Below are 17,781 nucleotides of genomic sequence, written 5' to 3'. Positions count from 1 at the left end.
GCACTGCCTGCGGAGAGAGAAAGGAAGCCCTGCCGCCAGCGCAGGGAGGACGTTTCTTCGCTGGCGCACGTTTTTTCATGAGGATATGCCGCGGGAAGAACGGCTTTCCGAAGGCATGTGAACAGGTCCCGGACGGGCTGTATCAGCCCTGTGTGCCGCCGTCTGCCCCTTCGGGTGGACGGCGGCTTGTCATGAGGAGGCAACCATGGGGAAAAAGGTCGCGGTGCTGCTGCTGGCCGGACTGCTGGGGCTGGCCGTCACGTCTCCGGCCGGGGAACTGTCCGTGCTGCCGCCGCCGGCATGGCAGCTGCCGCAGGAAGGCTGCGGCGATGTGCTGCAACAGGCCGGCCTGGTGCTGCCCGGTTTGGAATTTCTTGTCTGCCGCCGGGAAGGGCAGCCGGCGCGGGAGGTGGCGCGCTACCGGGTACGGGGGGATCAGGCCGCTGCCGTGGAGGCGCTCCTGCGGGAAAAAACCGGCATGGCCGCGCTGGAGCGTGTGCTGGGCATGTGGACACTGCCTGCGGGCGGCGAGGGACGCCTTCCGGCCGGCGCTGGTCGGACAGGGCGGGTATTCATGGGCGAGGTGCCCCTGACGGCGGCCCTGGCGGCGGAACGCAGCCAGTGGGCGCAGATTGCCTGGTTTGCCGTGCGGGTGGAGCTGGACCACTGAACGGATATGGCTGCCGCCGGACGGCACGGCCCGCATGGACAGACGAAAACGGGGGGAAGACGGCCTGTGTGGCGGTCTTCCCCCCGTTGCTATCCTTTGCCCTGGGGCAGAAGGCGTCAGCCTAACGGACAGCTTTGATCATGTCCTCGGCGGACGGAGAGGACAGCACCTTGCCGTCAGCAACCACGGCGGGCAGGGCGGTGATGCCGTAATAGCGGCATATCTGCACGGCCTGATAGGTATTCACGCTGCCGGCATCATAGCAGTAGCTGGTAATGTCCATCTCGCGGCTGGCGGGCACGGCGGGCTTGAGACGCGAGAGATAGGCATAGTGAATGGGAAAGTCCGTGGACTTCACCGTGGCGTCATATTCGTTGGTAAAGGGAATGGCCTTGCCGCGGGCCTTTTTCTGGCCGGCCTTTACCGCATTCCAGCGGGACAGGGCATAGTCCAGATAGGCCATGGCCTGGCCCTTGCGTTCGTAGGATATCCAGATGGCCATGCCCATGAGGTCGGTGCCGTAGTTTTCCTTGTTCAGGCCGTAGACCACGATCTTGCACTGGGACGGATCCAGCGAGCGGGAGGCTGTCATGACCTGTTTCCAGAGCGTTTCGCTGCGGGGATTGCTGAAGTCCAGCAGCACCAGCAGTTCATGCGGGGCCTGCCGGTTGCCGAAGACCACAGGATAGATTTCTTCCCGCCAGTGGGCACGGTAGGCGGCCTCTTCCTCGATGCGGGAGGCAGATCCGCCCATCTGGGGCAGCATGCGCTTTCCGTCGGTGCTCAGTTCCCGGGTATTGGGCAGGGTCTTCTGCATCCACGGGTTGAAGGCATTGGCCGTGCCGCCGCCTGCCGCCACGGCGGGCGTATCTTCATGGGACAGGGCCGCCGTGAGACCTGACGACGAGGAACCGGACGAGCCGTCCGTGAAGGAACAGGCGCTGATCAGGCAGGCCAGGGCCAGCAGACCGGCCAGAAGCAGTTTTCCGCAATGCTGATACATGTGATATTTCCCCTCCTGTGGAGCGTTGTTTCTGTACTGAAGGGAGGCCCTGGAAAAAAGGGCAGGAAAAACGGCCGGCATCAGGCCGGCGCATCCAGTCCGGCCACGGCCTGATCCAGATGCCGCAGCCAGATATCCGCAAAGCCCGCGTATTCCGCCATGCCGTGCAGCACCGGACAGCAGTGGTGACCGGCCGCTTCCAGCCGCGAGCGCCACGAGCTTTCCCGCTGGCCGGCCATGTCTTCCAGGGCATGGCGGCCGATGACCGAGAGCAGGGGCATGAGCCAGACGCGCGATGAGGTGAGCCGGGGCAGAAGGTGCCCCAGTTCGCGGGAGCCGCACATGGCGCCCACGTGGATGCGGGGGTCCAGGGCGTAGACGGCGCGGGCCAGGTCTTCATAGCGGGACACGGCCGCATGCTGGGCGCCATGCCCCATGAGCAGCACATCCTCGTGGGGAAGGCGTTCCGCCGGCACATGGGCGCACACGGCACGGGCCGCGGCCAGCACATCGTCGTCGCTGTTCAGCAGGGGCGTTCCCAGGCGCAGCACCATGCCCGTGGCCTGTGCCACATCGTCCACCACACCGCGTACCTCGGCATGTTCACCGCCGGGAATGGTTTGCAGGGGCTGCACGGCCACATGGGTGAAACGTTCGAATTGCAGGCGAAGCAGCGCCTTGGCCACGGAATCGCTCTTTTGCCTGGCCTGTGCCAGCCGCTCGCGCAGCAGCAGGGAGGTATAGGCCCAGCGCACGGGCACGCCCGGGTGGGCCAGGCGTACCCGCACGTCAAAGCCCCGCAGGGCTTCCTGGGCGCGCAGGCCGCTGGCTCCGAAGGCCACAAGCAGGATAGCACGTTTCATGCAATGGCTCTATACCACTTGTCCGCCAGAGGCAAGGCGGCGGCGCCTTTTGCCAGGGGCACAGGCCGGCTGTTGACCCGTGGCAGGGCCGGAGGTAGCATGCCGGTCAGGAGGTACATATGCGGAAAGCCCTGGTTCTGGGGGGATGCACGGGTCTGCTGGGTCAGGCTCTGGTGCGGGTTCTTGCGCATCGCGGCTGGCAGGTGGAGACCCTGGGCCGCAGTGATGGCAATTTGCTGGATATGGACTTTCTGCAGCGCTTCCTGGAGCGCAGCGAGGCGGATGTGGTATTCAACGCTGTGGCCTGGACCCGGGCCGATGAGGCCGAGGATCACCCGGAGGAAGCCCTGCTGCTCAACCGGACCCTGCCGGATGCGCTGGCCCGGGTGCTGCGCAATCTGGGCAGCGGTCTGCTGGTGCATTTCAGCTCTGACCGCGTCTTTGCGGGGCACGGCCTGACGCCCCTGGACGAGTCGGAAACGCCGGCCCCGCTTTCCGTCTATGGCAAGACCAAGCTGGAGGGCGAGCGGGCCGTGCTGGGCGATCTGCCGGAGCGCTCGCTGGTCATCAGAACGGCCTGGCTGTTCGGACCGGGGCGCAGCAATTTTGTGCAGCGTGTGCTCGATGCCTGCCACCGGCGGGATGTGATCAGCGTGGTGCATGATCAGACGGGGTCGCCCAGCTATACCATGGATGTGGCCCTCTGGAGCACCCTGCTGGCAGAGGGCAGCCAGACGGGGCTGTGGCACGTGGCCAACAGCGGGTGCGCCACCTGGTGCGAGCTGGCCAGCGAGGCCGTGAGCCTTACGGGCAATCAGTGCCGGGTGGAACCCATTCCCGCCTCGCACTGGCCGCACAGGGCCGAACGGCCCGAATTTTCCGTGCTGGACTGCGGCAAGCTGGCGGCCTTTCTGGGCGAGCTGCCCCGTCCGTGGCCCCAGGCCCTGCGCGAATACCTGTATGCGGAAGGCTGCGCCTGAGGCAGCGCCGTGCTCCCGTCCCGCCCGCGGGAGGAACGGGGGACTGGCCGTACTTTCCCGCAAATGGCGTCTTGCGGCAGACAGGGTTTGCTCGTATAGTGCCCACAACATGTGAAGACGCGTGTTTTGCGCAACACCATAGGGGGAAGACGCATGATTGCCATTATTCTGGCCGCCGGTCGCGGAGCCGGCCTCAAGGAGCTGACGCAGGACAGGCCGCCGAGCCTCATTGAACTGGGAGGAAAAACGCTGCTGCGCTGGCAGTGTGAAGCCCTGCTGGCCGCGCGTGCCCGGAGAATCTGCGTGGTACGCGGCTACCGTTCCCAGCAGCTGACTCCCGAGGCAGCGGGACTGCCCGCCAATACGTTCGAGACCGTGGAAAATCCGGCCTGGATGCATGGCAGCATGCTGTCCGGCCTGCGCTGCGTGGCGTCCTGGATCGACAAGGCCCTGGCCGAGGACGAGGACGGCATCATCGTCAGCCATGGCGAGACCCTCTATCCCGCGGATCATGTGCTGGCGCTGGCCAATGCCGTGGAACCGGTGGCCATCACCTATGATACCCGCTGGCAGACCCTGTGGATGCAGCGCTACGGCGACCCCATCATGAATGCCGAAACCTTTGTGCATGAGGATGGCCGCCTGCTGGAAGTGGGCTTCCGCCCGGAAGACCCGGACGACATCCAGGGGCAGTACATGGGCCTGATCCGTTTTTCGCCCCGGGGCTGGGAACTGGCCAAGAAGGCCATCAACCGTCTGGGTGATGCCTGTGACCATACGGACATGACCACCTTCCTTCAGGGCCTGGTGGAAGATGACGTGCTGGTGCAGGCGGTGCCGGTGGTGGGGCACTGGGTGGAAGTGACCAGCCGCAATGACTATTACGTGTACAAGCAGGCGCTGGAGCACAAGGGCTGGTCGCATGACTGGCGTGTGACCTCGCCCACGCTGTAGCGGACACGCCACAAAAACGAGACGGGGAGGAGCCTGCGGGCTTCTCCCTTTTTTTATGGCGTGCAGCGGGCGTCAGCAGGGCCGGCAGCTTACCAGCAGGGCAGCGCCGCCCAGCAGCGTTCGCCGGGCCGCGGCATGCAGGCCGGCCGCGTAGAGGCAGCCCTCAAGACCGCCGCGTTCCAGCCACTGGCGGCCGGGGGCCGAGCCTGCCCCCAGGGGCCACAGGCCGGGCAGCAGGCGGCAGCACAGGGCCGCGGGCAGGCCGAGATTGCGTTCCGCCGGCAGGAAGTCTGCCAGCCAGAGCTGGCGGCAGGCCAGAAAGGCCGCCCGGGCCAGCGCGCCGGCCACCGGCAGGGGGACAGTGCTGAGCACATAGGCCAGACGCAGGGGGGGCAGGCTGTGCGCCGGGGCATCGAGCCAGGCGGGCAGGGCTGCCCGTAGTTCCTCCGGCCGGCAGATGAGGTCCGCCCGGGCCGGGGGCCAGGGAACGCGGCGGGCCAGCAGGGGCCGCAGCAGCGGCGCGCGGCAGGGCAGGCTGCTGTCAGGGGTGTCGGAGGATGGCAGCGTCGCCAGCAGGGTCGCCAGGGGAGGGGGCAGCAGGTCCCGTACACAGGCCGCGCTCATGGCCGCTCCAGCCGTTGCAGCAGCAGGGCGCGCACCGGGGCGTAGGGGCCATGGTCGGGCAGACCGGCCAGCAGGCGATGCACATGGGGCGAGCGGCGGAAGCATTCCCGGCTGGAGGCAAAGTGCATGTCGTCCAGCCAGGTTCCCAGCAGCACGCGGAAGTCGTTGACGCTTTGCAGGTCGGCATAGGCAGCCACCCGGCCGTGGCGGGCGGCATCCAGCACGGTTTGGCTCACGCGCCGGGGATCGTCGGGCAGGTTGAGGACCACGGTGGGGCTGTAGGGCCGGGGACCGGCGAGGTGCTCGTCCATGACGCGCAGGATGTCCAGCTTGTCCGCATCCCGGACCATGCAGGCCACCAGCGCCATGGAGGCGGGCAGGTGCGGCGGCAGGGCAAAGCGGTTGTGCAGGCCTACGCCGGCCAGCACCAGGGGGCGCAGGGCCGGATTTTCTCCGTCCAGGCAGTCCAGGCGCTTGAGCAGGCGTACCCCGAGCGTGCCGTGATTGCAGGAATCCCGGTCCCGGAAGGTGCCGTAGCGGCAGTATTGCGCAAAGCGGGCAATGTCATGATACAGGGCCGCCAGCAGGCAAGCCCGGGCCACCAGCGCCCGGGGACGTTCCTGCTGCACCATGTGCCGGGCATGGCGCAGCACCTGCCGGCTGTGCTCCCGCTTGAGCGTCAGCGGCAGGGGATCGCCGGCAAAGTTCCGGATCATGTCCGCCGCATAGCAGGAAAACCATATTTCGTGCTGCCGGATGTCTGTTGCAGAAGAAAAACAGGCGTTCATGGCCTTGCTTGTAGCGCTGCCGGCGCGGGGATGCAAGGCGGGGCGGCGCTGCCGACTTGAGGCCCGCGGCAAGCGGTGCTATGCTGATGCCTTTCCGCAGCCAGAGAACGGGCAGCGGGCTTTGCCGCTGCCGCATGCCACGAGGGCTTTTGCATGTCCGATTTTGTCCATCTGCATTGTCACACAGAATACAGTCTGCTGGACGGCGCCATCCGCCTCAGGGACCTGTGCAGTCGCGCCAAGGATTACGGCATGCCTGCCTGCGCCATCACGGATCACGGCAATATGTTCGGCGCGGCCTATTTTGCCAAGCAGTGCGCCGAGGTGGGCATCAAACCCATTTTCGGCTGCGAGGTCTATGTCTGCCATGACCACCTGGACAAAACGTCCGAGCTGGCCCGCAAGCGCAATCATCTCATTCTACTGGCCCGCAACGAAACGGGCTATCACAATCTCGTCAAGCTGGTGACGCGGGGCTATCTGGAGGGCTTTCACTACAAGCCGCGCGTGGACAAGACTCAGTTGCGCCAGTACGCCGAGGGCCTGGTCTGCCTGTCGGCCTGTATTGCCGGCGAGGTGCCGCGGGCCATTCAGGCCGGCGACATGGACAGGGCGCTGGAACTGGCCCGGGAATATGTGTCCATCTATCCCGACAATTTCTATCTGGAACTCCAGTCCAACGGCCTGAAGGAACAGCAGGTGGTCAATGACGGCCTCATGGAGATTGCCGAAAGGCTGCATCTGCCGCTGGTGGCCACCAATGACTGCCACTACCTCGATGCCCAGGACGCGGACGCCCACGAGGTGCTGCTCTGCATCCAGACGCAGACCACCATGGATGATCCCAAGCACATGCGCTTCGAGACGCGGGAGCTGTACTACAAGAGCGCCGAGGAAATGGAGGCCGCCTTTGCTCACGTGCCGGAGGCCCTGGCCAATACGGTGCGCATTGCCGAACAGTGCAACGTGCAGCTGGATTTCGGGCATCACTATTTCCCGGTCTATCCGCTGCCCGAGGGGGCCACGCTGGAATCGGAGTTCCGCCGCCTGGCCGAGGCTGGGCTGGAACAGCGCCTGCAACGGCATCCCGATCCGGCCAGCCTGAAGCCGGAGGTCTATCGCGCCCGCCTGCAACATGAGCTGGATGTGATCTGCGACATGGGCTTTCCGGGCTATTTCCTCATTGTGCAGGAGTTCATCAACTGGGCCAAGGACCACGGCATCCCCGTGGGGCCGGGGCGCGGTTCCGCCGCCGGCAGTCTGGTGGCCTGGGCGCTGCGTATCACCAACCTTGACCCCCTGCCCTACAATCTGCTGTTTGAGCGCTTTCTCAATGTGGAGCGCGTGAGCCTGCCCGATATTGACGTGGACTTTTGCGAACGGCGCCGGGGCGAGGTCATCCAGCACATGGTGGATACCTACGGCAAGGACAGCGTGGCCCAGATCACCACCTTTGGCACCATGAAGGCCAAGGGCGTGGTACGTGACGTGGGCCGGGCGCTGGGCATGAGCTTTGCCGAGACGGACCGCATTGCCAAGATGGTGCCCGATGATCTCAAGATGACCATCAAGAAGGCCATGGAAATGGAGCCGGAGCTGCAAAAGCTCTATGACAGCGACCCGCAGGTACGGCATCTGCTGGATACGGCGCAGCGTCTGGAAGGGCTGGCCCGGCACGCCTCCACCCATGCGGCGGGCCTGGTGGTTTCCGACAAGCCCATGGACGAGTATCTGCCGCTCTATACGGGCAAGCGCGGCGAACTTGTCACCCAGTTTGACGGCCCCATGACCGAACAGACCGGCCTGGTGAAGTTCGACTTTCTGGGCCTCAAGACCATGACCCTCATCCAGGACACGCTGGACAACATCAGCCGGCAGGGGCAGACCCCGCCGGACCTGGACAATCTGCCCCTGACGGACGCGGCCACCTATGATCTGTATTCCCGCGGGGATACGGACGGCGTTTTTCAGGTGGAAAGTTCGGGCATGCGGCAGTATCTGCGTATGCTGCGTCCCTCCTGCTTCGAGGACATCATCGCCATGCTGGCCCTGTACCGTCCCGGTCCGCTGGGGTCAGGCATGGTGGATGAATTCATCAAGCGCAAGCACGGGCAGGTGCCTGTCGTCTATCCGCATGATTCCCTGCGCGACTGCCTGCGGGATACCTACGGCGTCATCGTCTATCAGGAGCAGGTCATGCAGATTGCCCAGATCATTGCCAATTACACCCTGGGCGGAGCAGACCTGCTGCGGCGGGCCATGGGCAAGAAAAAGGCCGAAGCCATGGCCAAGGAGCGCGTCAAGTTTGTGGACGGCGCCCGCGACAATCACATCGGCAAGGAAAAGGCCGACGAAATCTTCGACCTCATGGAAAAGTTCGCGGCCTACGGCTTCAACAAGTCCCATTCCGCGGCCTATGCGCTGGTGTCCTATTTTACGGCCTATCTCAAGGTGCACCACAAGGTGGAATTCATGGCCGCGCTCATGACCTCGGAAATGGGCAATCAGGACAAGCTGCTCAAGTATGTGGCCTGCTGCAAGGACATGGATATTGACGTGGTGCAGCCGTCGGTCAATGACAGCCAGCGGGCCTTTTCGGCCAAGAACGGCCGGGTGGTTTTCGGCCTGGGCGGCATCAAGAACGTGGGGGATGAAGCCATCCGCGAACTTGTGGACGCCCGTGCGGCGGAGGGCGACTATGCCTCGCTGCTGGACCTGTGCTGCCGCGTGAACCTGCGCAAGGTCACCAAGCGCGTGCTGGAATCGCTCATCAAGGGCGGGGCCTGCGACTGCTTTGGCGTCAGTCGTGCGGCCCTGCTGGCCTCGCTGGATGCGGTGGTGGCCCGTGCTCAGAAAAAGGCCAGGGACAGGGAGTCCAGCCAGGTTTCCCTGCTGGCCATGGCCCCTCCGGTGGAAACGGCGCCCCTGACGGGCATTGGTCTGGACTGCCCCGAAGCCGGCATCCCCGAATGGGACGAGGACGAAAAGCTGCGCTTTGAAAAGGAAGCCCTGGGCTTCTTCCTGACCAGCCATCCGCTGCAACCCTATCACCGCGAGATGCACCGCCTCAGCCTTACCTCTCTGGAAGACGCGCGGGACATGTTCCCCGGGGCGGAAATCAGTACTGGCGTGCTGGTGACCGGCATCAAGGAAATCATTACCAAATCGCGGGGCGAGCGCATGGCCTTTGTCAATGTGGAGGACCTTACCGGTCATGCGGAGGTAACCTTCTTTCCCAAGGCCTATGCCGAGGCACGGGAGCTGCTCAAAAGCGATCAGCCCCTGCGCCTGAAGGCGCGCCTGGACAGGCAGGAGGAAAGCGCCAGCCTGGACGATGACGAGGGCGAAGAGGCCCCGCGCGAGGTCAAGCTGCTGGGCCTGAACGTCATGCTGTTGCAGGATGCCTGCGGCCAGAGCGACACGCCCGTCTGCGTGCAGATTCCGTCCCATCGGCTGGGACAGGCGGATATGCTTGCCCTCAAGAATATTCTGGAGTCGTACCCCGGCACGGTGGAAACCGAGGCGCAGGTGCTGCTGGACGGCTATGTCTGCCATCTGCGGCTGGGCCTGCAATTCCGGGTGACGCCCGGGCCGGAGCTGGACAGGGCGCTGCGGGCCTGGGCCTCCTAGGGGGCCGGCCATTCCATGAACATCATCAGGAAATACGTGGAATACGTGTCATGAGCACAAAAAAATGCTGGCGTCTCACTGTGCGGGATGAGTTCTCTTCCGGGCATGCCCTGCGCCATTACGAAGGCAAGTGCGAAAATCTCCACGGGCATAACTTTGGCGTGGAGCTGACAGTGCAGGGCGAGGAGCTGCTGCCGGATACCGAGCTGCTGCTGGATTTCAAGGTGCTGAAGCAGGCGCTCAAGCAGACCCTTGAGGCCCTGGATCACCGTGTGCTCAATGAGACGCCCCCCTTTGATCGCATCAATCCCTCGTCGGAAAATCTGGCCCGTCACATCTGGCGGCAGGTGGAAGCCCGGCTGGCGTCCAGCCCGGACCCGCAGGCGCAGAAGGTGCGTCTGGTGAGCGTGGCCGTGTCCGAAAAGGGTCGCCAGACGGCAACCTATATGGAATGGGACGCCTGAGCCGCAGACGGGCTGCTTACGTCCCATCTGCCTGCACAAGCCTGTGCCGTATGCCATGCCCCGTGCCGTTGTGTGCTGCCTGTGCGAAAAGCGCATCCCGTGTCCGCAGTGATGGTTTCGGCTGCCGCATGGCCGGGGCATGTGACGCAGTGCCCGTTGGGGGCACAGCCCAGGGCAAAGACACAAGGCACAGCCCGGTGACGAGCTGCAGCCCAGAACGCGGAAAAGGGCGGGATACCCACGGTATCCCGCCCTTGCTGTTTGCTGTGCCGGTCATCCGCCGGCGGCGCGGCATGAGGGAGTGTTACTTGCCGGCGTCCAGCGTGCCGTCCTGTTTGGCGCGGCGCATGGTGCGCAGCCAGGCATACCAGCCGTCCAGGCCGCTGCCATTGCGGCAGGAGACCTCGAAAATGGCCAGATCGTGATTGAGCTTGGTGGCAAAGGCCCGGGCGCGGGCCACGTCAAAGTCCACGTGGGGCAGCAGGTCCATCTTGTTCAGCACCATGGCGCGGGCCAGGTTGAAGAGCAGGGGGTACTTTTCGGGCTTGTCGTCCCCTTCGGCCACACTGAGCAGGGCCACCTTGGCGTCCTCGCCGCAGTCGAATTCCACGGGGCAGACCAGATTGCCCACATTTTCGATGAACAGGATGTCCAGCCCCGTGAGGTCGATATTTTCCAGAGCCTGGAGGATCATGCTGCTGTTCAGGTGGCAGCCGCCGTCCGTATTGATCTGCACGGCCTGGGCGCCGGTGGCTGCCACACGCCGGGCATCATTGTCGGTCTGCAAATCGCCCTCGATGACTGCCATGCGGAATTCGGGGGCCAGATCGTGCAGGGTACGTTCCAGCAGGGTGGTCTTGCCGGCTCCGGGCGACGAGATAAGGTTCAGGGTCAGCACCTGGCTGCTCGACAGCCGGCGGCGGACCGTATCAGCCACTCTGTCATTGGCTTCCAGGACGTTGCGGACAACGGGTATCTGCATGTTTTTTCCTCCAGCAGGTTCATGACGCCTCAAGTTGCGAGATGCGCAGCTCCTTGCCCTGTTCCACCGTATGGCCGAACTGTTCGCCACAGTGGGGGCAGGGTTGCCACAGGGCATCCTGGCCGGCCTCGCCGCCGAAGGAATGCCCGCAGGAAAAACAGCGCAGGCGCAGGGGAATGGTGTGTATCACCAGCCGCGCATCGGGCCACGGCGTTTCCCGCAGCAGCACCTCAAAGCAGAATTGCAGCGAGTCGGGAACCACCCCGGAAAGGGCGCCGCATTCCAGCTCCACCCGCTCAAGGTGGGTACAGCCGCGGGCCGTCATTTCTTCCCGGACAATGGCAAGGATATTCTGGGCAATGGCCATTTCGTGCATGGCGGCCATCCTAGCCCAAAGGAGGCAGCGCGTAAAGCCGGGGGAAGGAATCTTGCCATTCGGCCCAAATCATGTACATTCGGTTCATACGTCAGGTCCCGTGTGCCGGGGCGGACAAAATCCTTGCGGGCGGTGGCCACAGGACGTATTTTCTCCTGTGGAAGCCGGCCTTTTCCGAGCGTGTCGTGTGGACGGTCCGGCGGGGCGCTATCCCGGAGCAGGGCCTTGTCTGCCGCGGTGCCGCGGCATTTCCTCTTTTGCGCAACAGGAGCCTTCTGGCCATGAATAAAGCCTTTATTGCCATTATCATTGCGGTCTGCATCCTGGGCATGGCACTCATCATGCTCACCCAGTGGCAGGCGCAGAATGCCGACCCCGAACCGGCAGCCTCTCGCGAAAGCGCTGCGGCCACGGCGCCGTCCGGTGGCGAACTGACGCTCCCGCCGTCCGTCGAGGCCCCGTCCGGGCAGCCCGCGCAGCCCAGCACCGGCATGGAGCGCGGCTTTGCCTTTGACGATACCTCGGCACAGCAGGTGGCTGCTGCCCCGCAGCCCGCCGGCAATACCGAACCCCCGGTCGCCGCGCCCGACCTGCCGCAGGAGGTGCTGGCGGAATCCCATGCGCCGGCCCTGGGCAGCGGAACGACCAGTGGCCCTGCCCTGCCCGTGGAAAAGACGCCCCCGGCGGCGGAGGCCCCCAAAACGCCGGCAACGGCCGTTCCTGCCCCGGCAGCACCCCTGCCGGTGGCGGATGAACCTGCGCCGGCCTCCGAAAGCCGGAAGGCCGAGAGCAAGGCGCAGACCGCAAAACCGGCCCGCACCCAGGCCACGCCGGCCCGCACCGTGACGCGCTTTGTGGTCTATGCCCGTGAAAGCGGTGCCACCATTCGCCTTGTGGGGTCCTCGCCCATTTCCTTCAAGGAACCGTTTGCGCTCAAGGAACCGGATCGTGTGGTGGTGGACCTGGTGGGCGACTGGAAGATCAAGGCGCCTGGCGTGCCCAAGAATCCGCTGGTCACCAATGTGCGCCTGGGCAAGATGGACAATCGTACCCGTGTGGTCATTGACATGAACGGCCCGGCCCGGGTGCGCTATACCCTGTCCAAGGACCACAAGCAGCTGGATGTGCGTGTGGACAGATAAGGCGCGCCACAAAGCGTTCACGAAGAGCGTGTTGAAAAAAGGCGTCCCGCGAGCAGTGCGGGACGCCTTTTGCTTTTGTCTGCGGACAGGGGAACTGTACGCGGGGAGGAAGGACGCTGCCCCCCCCCGGCAAAACCGGCGGCACGAGCCGGACAGCACGAGTCTGGCAGCGCGGAAGGGACGGCTATTCCGTCTCCATCTGGCGGCCCCGTTCCTCGGCGGCCAGCACGGCATCCACCAGCAGGCCGCTGAGACCGGCGCGGTCCAGCACATTGACGCCGGCAATGGTCAGCCCGGCCGGGGAGCAGACCTGATCACGCAATTCCATGAGCGGCGTATCCTGCCGGGCAGCCATGCAGGCACAGCCCGCAAACAGGGCCGTTACCAGGTCGCGGGCCTGGGCGCGGGGAAATCCCTGGGTGACGCCCGCCTGCACCAGTCCCTGCATCATCTGGAAGACATAGGCCGGGCCAGCCCCCACCAGGGCGGAAAAGGCCGTGAACTTGCTTTCCGGCAGGTCCAGCACCATGCCCAGGCTGGCAAAGAGCCGGCGCACGGCCTCTTTCTGGCTCTCCTGCAGGGCAGGATGATCAAAGCAGAGGGCAAATATGCCCTGCCCCACCACGGCGGGAGTATTGGGCATGCAGCGCACCACGGGGCAGCGGTCTGCCAGGGCCTGGCGCAGGCGTTCCAGAGACAGGCCGGCCGCCACGGAAACCACGACGCTGTTCTGCGGCAGGACCGGGGCCACATCCCGCAGCACGGCTTCCGCCTGATAGGGCTTCACCGCCAGAATGACCACGTCAGCTCCCTGCACCGCCTCGCGTGCCGTGGGCAGCAGTTGCAGGCCGCGTTCCACAAGGGCCGCCGCGCGGGAGGGGGTGCGGGTCATGCCCCTGAGGACATAGCCCTTTTCCTGGGCCTGATGGAGCCAGCCGCCCAGCATGGCGCCGCCCATATTGCCACAGCCGATACAGGCGATGGTGGTTGTTGTCATATCTTGTGCTCCTTTGGGCGCCGGAAAGGCGCGCCGGTGCGGCGCAGGGCCGCATGGGTAAAGAATGAATCGTCAGCGGGCGCTGTGCATGGCGGTGTCGGGCAGGCTGGCCCCGGTGGCCAGGTGCCAGACCAGCCGGCGCAGGGTGATGACGGCCACGCCAGCGCGGTTCTGCCAGACCTTCAGGGCTGCGCGCGTTTCCTCGTGGGGATGGCAGATGGCAATGGCGATGCCGCGCTGCATGGCCAGACGGGCAGCCTGATCCAGCGCTGCCACAATATCGGGAACGCGCCGCACATTATCCAGAAAGACCGTGCGCTGGGCACTGACCAGGCCCTGGGTCAGGGCTTCGGCGCAGAGCAGAGAATGCTTCTGGGTCATGCTGTCCAGCACAAAGAGGCCCTGTCCCCGCAGCAGGGAACAGAGCTGCCGGCAGGCCGGCAGGCGCCCGGTGAACAGGGAACCCATATGGTTGTTGAAGCCGATGGCAGAGGGCAGGCGCTGAAAGGCGGCATCCAGAATGGTCCGCATTTCTTCCGTCCCCATGTTTTCGGTGAGGGCATGGGGGCCGGGATCGGGCTGTTGGCCCCGGCTGCGGGGCAGGGGCTGCATGGGCAGGTGAACCAGCACATCCAGGCGCTGTTCCCGTGCCAGGCGTTCCACGTCCGTTGCGTGGGGCGCATGGGGCCAGATGGAAAAGGTAACGGGAAAGGGCAGGGCGGCCAGGTCTTCAGCGGCCTGCATGCTGCGGCCCATGTCGTCCACCACGATGACCAGGCTGGGCCCCAGCAGCGGACGGGACAGATCGCCCAGCTGACCCTCATGCCCCGGAAAGTCTATGCGCTGCACCAGCTGCTCACCCACGCGGGCTTCAAGGCTGCCGTCATCATTCCACACAAGGCGGGGCTGTTCGCCGGGGCGCAGCAGCGGCGAGCGCCGGCCTTCCTCATGCGAGGCTCTGCCCCAGGCCTGCACGCGCTGTTCCAGGCCCAGGGCCAGCCGCAGCGGCGCATCGGCCCCTTCCACCACACAGCGTGCCGCCTCTCCCGGCGCGCGCGGCGGGTCACAGTGCAGGCGCGCCATGGGCAGGGCGGCAAGGCTGCGTTCCAGCACGGCGGCAAAGGCCTGCTGACGCTGCTGCAGCAGGCGCCCATGGTCGGAAAGGGGAATTTCCATCGGCAGTGCTGGGGGCTGTTCCCGTGACTGGAGCACCAGGCCGAGCAGAAGGCAGGCCGTAAGCCAGACCAGGCCCGCCAGGCCCAGGCGCGCAGACGGACGCAGCCCCGGACGGCCGGGCCGCCCTGTCCGGGAGCTGTCATGGCCGTTCATGCTGGTCTACCTGATGGTGCTCATGCGGGGCAGGCTCTTCACAAGGCTGAGGGCCATGCGCAGCTGGTTATCGCGTTCCAGCTGCTGGCGCACTTCCTCATCGTTCTTGCTGGCGCCCGTTTCCTTCTTGCTGTTTTCCAGGTGGCGGTTCAGGTCCTTTTCCCGCACCAGGAAGCGGGCATCCTCCTTGTCCTTGTCCTGCGGGGGCACAAAGGGCACTTCCACATCCGGCACAATGCCTTCGGCCTGGATGGAACTGCCGTTGGGCGTGTAGTACAGGGCAATGGTAATCTTGATGCCCGAATTGTCCGGCAGGGGGATGAGATTCTGTACGGACCCCTTGCCGAAGGAGCGTTCGCCCACAATGAGGGCACGCTTCTGGTCGCGCAGAGCGCCGGCCACGATTTCCGAGGCAGAGGCAGAACCGGCATTGATGAGCACCACCACCGGGGCGGTCACGTCATCGTCCTGCTTGCGGGCCTTGTATATGCGGCGGGTCTGCTCCGTGCGGCCCTTGATGGACACGATGTCGCCGGAGGAAAGGAACATGTCCGAAACATCCACGGCCTGATCCAGCAGACCGCCGGGATTGTTGCGCAGGTCAAGCACAATGCCCTTGATGCCGCCGGTCTTTTCGCATTGGCGGGCCGCTTCCTTGAGGGCCTTGCGCAGCTCGTCGCAGGTGGGATCGGCAAAGCGGGAGAGACGCACCCAGTAGTAGCCGTCCTCCAGCTTGCGGGACTTGACGCTGATGAGGGGAATGGCGTCGCGCACGATGCGCACGGTCTTGGGCGCCTTGGCATTGGTATGCAGCAGGGTCAGTTCCACTTCCGTACCCTTGGGGCCGCGGATGCGCGAGACCACTTCCTGCAACGACAGTTCCTGCGTGGGCTGCCCGTTGATGGACAGAATGATGTCGCCGGCCTGGACGCCGGCCTTGAAGGCCGGGGTGTCGTCAATGGGCGACAGGACGGTAACCTGGCCATTATCCAGGGTGATCTCGATGCCCACACCAAAGAATTCGCCGGCCGTATTTTCGTGCATTTCCTTGAATTCTTCGGCCGTCATGAAGGTGGAGTGGGGATCAAGCGACTGGAGCATGCCCTTGAGGGCACCGTTGATGAGGTCCGTATCCTTCACTTCCCTGACATAGTTGTGCTCCACCAGGTCCAGAACCTGGCTGAAGCGGCGCAGGGCCTCGTATTTGGCATCCAGTTCGGCAGGGGCGGCCTGGGTGCGGGATGCGGTGGCAGCCGCCGCCGGCGTCAGGGGCAAGAGGGCCAGAAAACCGGCCAGCAGCAGGGCGCACGAGGGGAAGAGTCTGTGCATGTGGGGAGCCTCCCGGAGCACGCCCGCAGGCGCGCTCTTTTTTGCAGATGGTACGCTGCCGCAGACTGCGGGAAAGCGTTTCATATCCGTTGCGGATGTGCCGGACCGTATGCGAAGGGCGCTTCGCACGCAGGGCGCGGTCGAAAATGTTGCCCGCTTTCGCCGCAAAAAGCAATGCCGCGTGCAGCGGGCTACGTCCCTGACGGCGGTAAAAAAAACCGCGAACGGCAGGGCCGTTCGCGGTGGCGGGACAGGTACGGCGTTCTGCCTTACTTGTTCAGGCAGCAGGTGTCGTCAACCTTGAAGAAGGCGGCAGCAGAGGCACCGCACACGGGGCAGGTGTCACAGGGGCCTTCATGGGTGTAGCCGCAGACCTTGCACACATAGTAGTCAGTGGAGGCAAAGCCCTTGGGATCGGCCATGGCCTTCTTGTACAGGTTGGCATGCACTTCTTCCACCTTGTTGGCCAGGTCGAAGTATTTGGCAACAGCGGTATTGCCTTCTTCCTGGGCGGTCTTGATCATGTCGGGATACATCTTGGTGAATTCGTAGGTTTCGCCTTCCACGGCAGCCTTGAGGTTGGCGGCAGTGTCACCGATGAGGCCGGCATTGCGCAGGTGGGCATGGGCATGGATGGTTTCGGCAGCGGCAGCGGCACGGAACAGCTTGGCCACCTGGGGCAGGCCTTCCTTGTCGGCAACGGCGGCAAAGGCGAGATATTTGCGGTTAGCCTGGGATTCACCAGCAAAGGCGGCCAGCAGATTTTCTTGGGTCTTGCTCATGGGAAACTCCTTTTATGCGGTGACGCATTGTGGTTATTATCAGGAACAATTCTTGTTTACGGCAAAGCCGGGTGGCTGTAAAGCCTTTTTTTACAATAAGTCGTTTTTTTCTGCCGTAAAGGGGGCAGCCCCAAACCTTGCCAGGCTTCGGGGGCCGGGCTATAGACCGGACAGATAGTCACCCCTCCAGGAAGACACGCCCCATGAGCCGTTATCCCGTTCCTTCCGTTTCGCCCGAGGCGCCGCACTGCGCGGAGCTTGTCATCCGGCGCAGCCGTTTTCTGGCCCAGTGTGCCCGCACCACCGGTCACGAGGAGGCGCGGGCCTTTGTGGAGCGCATCCGCGCCCGCCATGCCGATGCCACCCACAACTGCTGGGCCTATGTGGCCGGCGCACCGGGGCAGACGGCGGCAATCGGCTTTTCCGACGATGGCGAACCCCACGGTACGGCCGGGCGCCCCATGCTGCAGGTGCTGCTGCACTGCGGCGTGGGCGAGCTGTGCGTGGTGGTCACCCGCTGGTTCGGCGGCGTCAAGCTGGGGACCGGCGGCCTGGTGCGCGCCTATCAGGACAGCGTGCGCGAAGTACTGGCCGCCCTGCCCCAGGAAGAGCGCGTGCCCCGCCTGACGCTGGATGTCCGCGTGGACTTTGCACATCTTGACCGCCTGCACCGCCTGCTGCCCGACTTCGAGGCCCGCCTGAGCGCAGAACATTATGATACGGCGGCCGTCCTGACCATCAGTCTGCCCCAGTCCTGCGAAGCGGCGTTCCAGGAGGCCCTGGCCGGCCGCACCGACGGCCGCGCCACCTGCACACGCCGGGAGTGAGGGTGGTCCGTTCGTTGCGGGGCAGGGGCAAAGCGGCTATG

The 17,781-nt window shown here is 64.8% G+C and carries 17 protein-coding genes; 7 read left to right on the top strand and 10 right to left on the bottom strand.

The window, feature by feature from the left end; genetic code table 11:
- Positions 1 to 205 precede the first annotated feature (205 nt).
- Entirely contained in the window at positions 206 to 670 is a 465-nt protein-coding gene (locus tag Q0J57_RS02845) for a DUF4952 domain-containing protein (RefSeq protein WP_297216906.1), read from the top strand.
- Positions 671 to 791: 121 nt separating this feature from the next.
- Here Q0J57_RS02845 and Q0J57_RS02840 read toward each other — a convergent pair whose 3' ends face one another.
- Positions 792 to 1,673, bottom strand: a complete 882-nt coding sequence (locus Q0J57_RS02840) for a hypothetical protein (RefSeq protein ID WP_297216904.1) — start codon at positions 1,671 to 1,673, stop codon at positions 792 to 794.
- Between the two features lie 80 nt (positions 1,674 to 1,753).
- Positions 1,754 to 2,536, bottom strand: coding sequence for a sirohydrochlorin cobaltochelatase (locus Q0J57_RS02835; RefSeq protein ID WP_297216902.1), 783 nt, complete (start codon positions 2,534 to 2,536; stop codon positions 1,754 to 1,756).
- 119 nt (positions 2,537 to 2,655) lie between these two features.
- On the opposite strand from Q0J57_RS02835, the gene Q0J57_RS02830 reads away from it, so the two are divergent.
- Positions 2,656 to 3,516: an SDR family oxidoreductase gene (locus tag Q0J57_RS02830; protein WP_297216900.1), complete on the top strand. Its 861-nt coding sequence runs from the start codon at positions 2,656 to 2,658 to the stop codon at positions 3,514 to 3,516.
- A 153-nt stretch (positions 3,517 to 3,669) separates the two neighbouring features.
- The gene (locus Q0J57_RS02825; RefSeq protein WP_297216898.1) at positions 3,670 to 4,470 is read left to right on the top strand and encodes an NTP transferase domain-containing protein; all 801 of its coding nucleotides are present in this window, start codon (positions 3,670 to 3,672) and stop codon (positions 4,468 to 4,470) included.
- Between the two features lie 72 nt (positions 4,471 to 4,542).
- Here Q0J57_RS02825 and Q0J57_RS02820 read toward each other — a convergent pair whose 3' ends face one another.
- The gene (locus Q0J57_RS02820; protein ID WP_297216896.1) at positions 4,543 to 5,094 is read right to left on the bottom strand and encodes a hypothetical protein; all 552 of its coding nucleotides are present in this window, start codon (positions 5,092 to 5,094) and stop codon (positions 4,543 to 4,545) included.
- Positions 5,091 to 5,882 (bottom strand): HD domain-containing protein, encoded by a 792-nt coding sequence (locus Q0J57_RS02815; RefSeq protein WP_297216894.1) that lies wholly within the window; start codon positions 5,880 to 5,882, stop codon positions 5,091 to 5,093. Before Q0J57_RS02815 ends, Q0J57_RS02820 begins: the two co-directional genes overlap by 4 nt.
- Positions 5,883 to 6,035: 153 nt before the next feature.
- On the opposite strand from Q0J57_RS02815, the gene dnaE reads away from it, so the two are divergent.
- Entirely contained in the window at positions 6,036 to 9,512 is a 3,477-nt protein-coding gene (dnaE, locus tag Q0J57_RS02810) for a DNA polymerase III subunit alpha (protein WP_297216892.1), read from the top strand.
- A gap of 50 nt (positions 9,513 to 9,562) precedes the next feature.
- A complete protein-coding gene (gene queD / locus Q0J57_RS02805) occupies positions 9,563 to 9,976 on the top strand; it encodes a 6-carboxytetrahydropterin synthase QueD (RefSeq protein WP_297216890.1) in 414 nt (137 codons plus the stop codon).
- A 304-nt stretch (positions 9,977 to 10,280) separates the two neighbouring features.
- Here queD and hypB read toward each other — a convergent pair whose 3' ends face one another.
- Together hypB and Q0J57_RS02795 are read right to left on the bottom strand one after the other, a co-directional pair.
- A complete protein-coding gene (gene hypB / locus Q0J57_RS02800) occupies positions 10,281 to 10,958 on the bottom strand; it encodes a hydrogenase nickel incorporation protein HypB (protein ID WP_297216888.1) in 678 nt (225 codons plus the stop codon).
- A gap of 19 nt (positions 10,959 to 10,977) precedes the next feature.
- A complete protein-coding gene (locus Q0J57_RS02795) occupies positions 10,978 to 11,334 on the bottom strand; it encodes a hydrogenase maturation nickel metallochaperone HypA (RefSeq protein WP_297216886.1) in 357 nt (118 codons plus the stop codon).
- A 281-nt stretch (positions 11,335 to 11,615) separates the two neighbouring features.
- On the opposite strand from Q0J57_RS02795, the gene Q0J57_RS02790 reads away from it, so the two are divergent.
- Positions 11,616 to 12,476 carry an AMIN domain-containing protein gene (locus tag Q0J57_RS02790; RefSeq protein WP_297216884.1) on the top strand — a complete coding sequence of 287 codons (861 nt, stop codon included), beginning with the start codon at positions 11,616 to 11,618 and terminating at the stop codon, positions 12,474 to 12,476.
- 184 nt (positions 12,477 to 12,660) lie between these two features.
- Here Q0J57_RS02790 and proC read toward each other — a convergent pair whose 3' ends face one another.
- From proC to Q0J57_RS02770, 4 genes are all read right to left on the bottom strand, one after another.
- Entirely contained in the window at positions 12,661 to 13,473 is an 813-nt protein-coding gene (gene proC / locus Q0J57_RS02785; protein WP_297216882.1) for a pyrroline-5-carboxylate reductase, read from the bottom strand.
- Positions 13,474 to 13,545: 72 nt separating this feature from the next.
- On the bottom strand, positions 13,546 to 14,802 hold the full coding sequence (locus Q0J57_RS02780) for a divergent polysaccharide deacetylase family protein (RefSeq protein WP_297216880.1): 1,257 nt from the start codon (positions 14,800 to 14,802) through the stop codon (positions 13,546 to 13,548).
- A 6-nt stretch (positions 14,803 to 14,808) separates the two neighbouring features.
- Positions 14,809 to 16,131 carry a S41 family peptidase gene (locus Q0J57_RS02775; RefSeq protein ID WP_297216878.1) on the bottom strand — a complete coding sequence of 441 codons (1,323 nt, stop codon included), beginning with the start codon at positions 16,129 to 16,131 and terminating at the stop codon, positions 14,809 to 14,811.
- Between the two features lie 269 nt (positions 16,132 to 16,400).
- On the bottom strand, positions 16,401 to 16,913 hold the full coding sequence (locus tag Q0J57_RS02770) for a rubrerythrin family protein (protein WP_297216876.1): 513 nt from the start codon (positions 16,911 to 16,913) through the stop codon (positions 16,401 to 16,403).
- Between the two features lie 203 nt (positions 16,914 to 17,116).
- Between Q0J57_RS02770 and Q0J57_RS02765 the strand changes: the two genes are divergently transcribed.
- The gene (locus Q0J57_RS02765) at positions 17,117 to 17,740 is read left to right on the top strand and encodes a YigZ family protein (protein ID WP_297216874.1); all 624 of its coding nucleotides are present in this window, start codon (positions 17,117 to 17,119) and stop codon (positions 17,738 to 17,740) included.
- The last annotated feature ends 41 nt before the right edge of the window (positions 17,741 to 17,781 follow it).

Origin of the sequence: uncultured Desulfovibrio sp., assembly GCF_944324505.1 — a bacterium.
Taxonomy (GTDB): Bacteria; Desulfobacterota; Desulfovibrionia; order Desulfovibrionales; family Desulfovibrionaceae; genus Desulfovibrio.
This window is presented reverse-complemented; position numbering and strand designations above follow the sequence as displayed.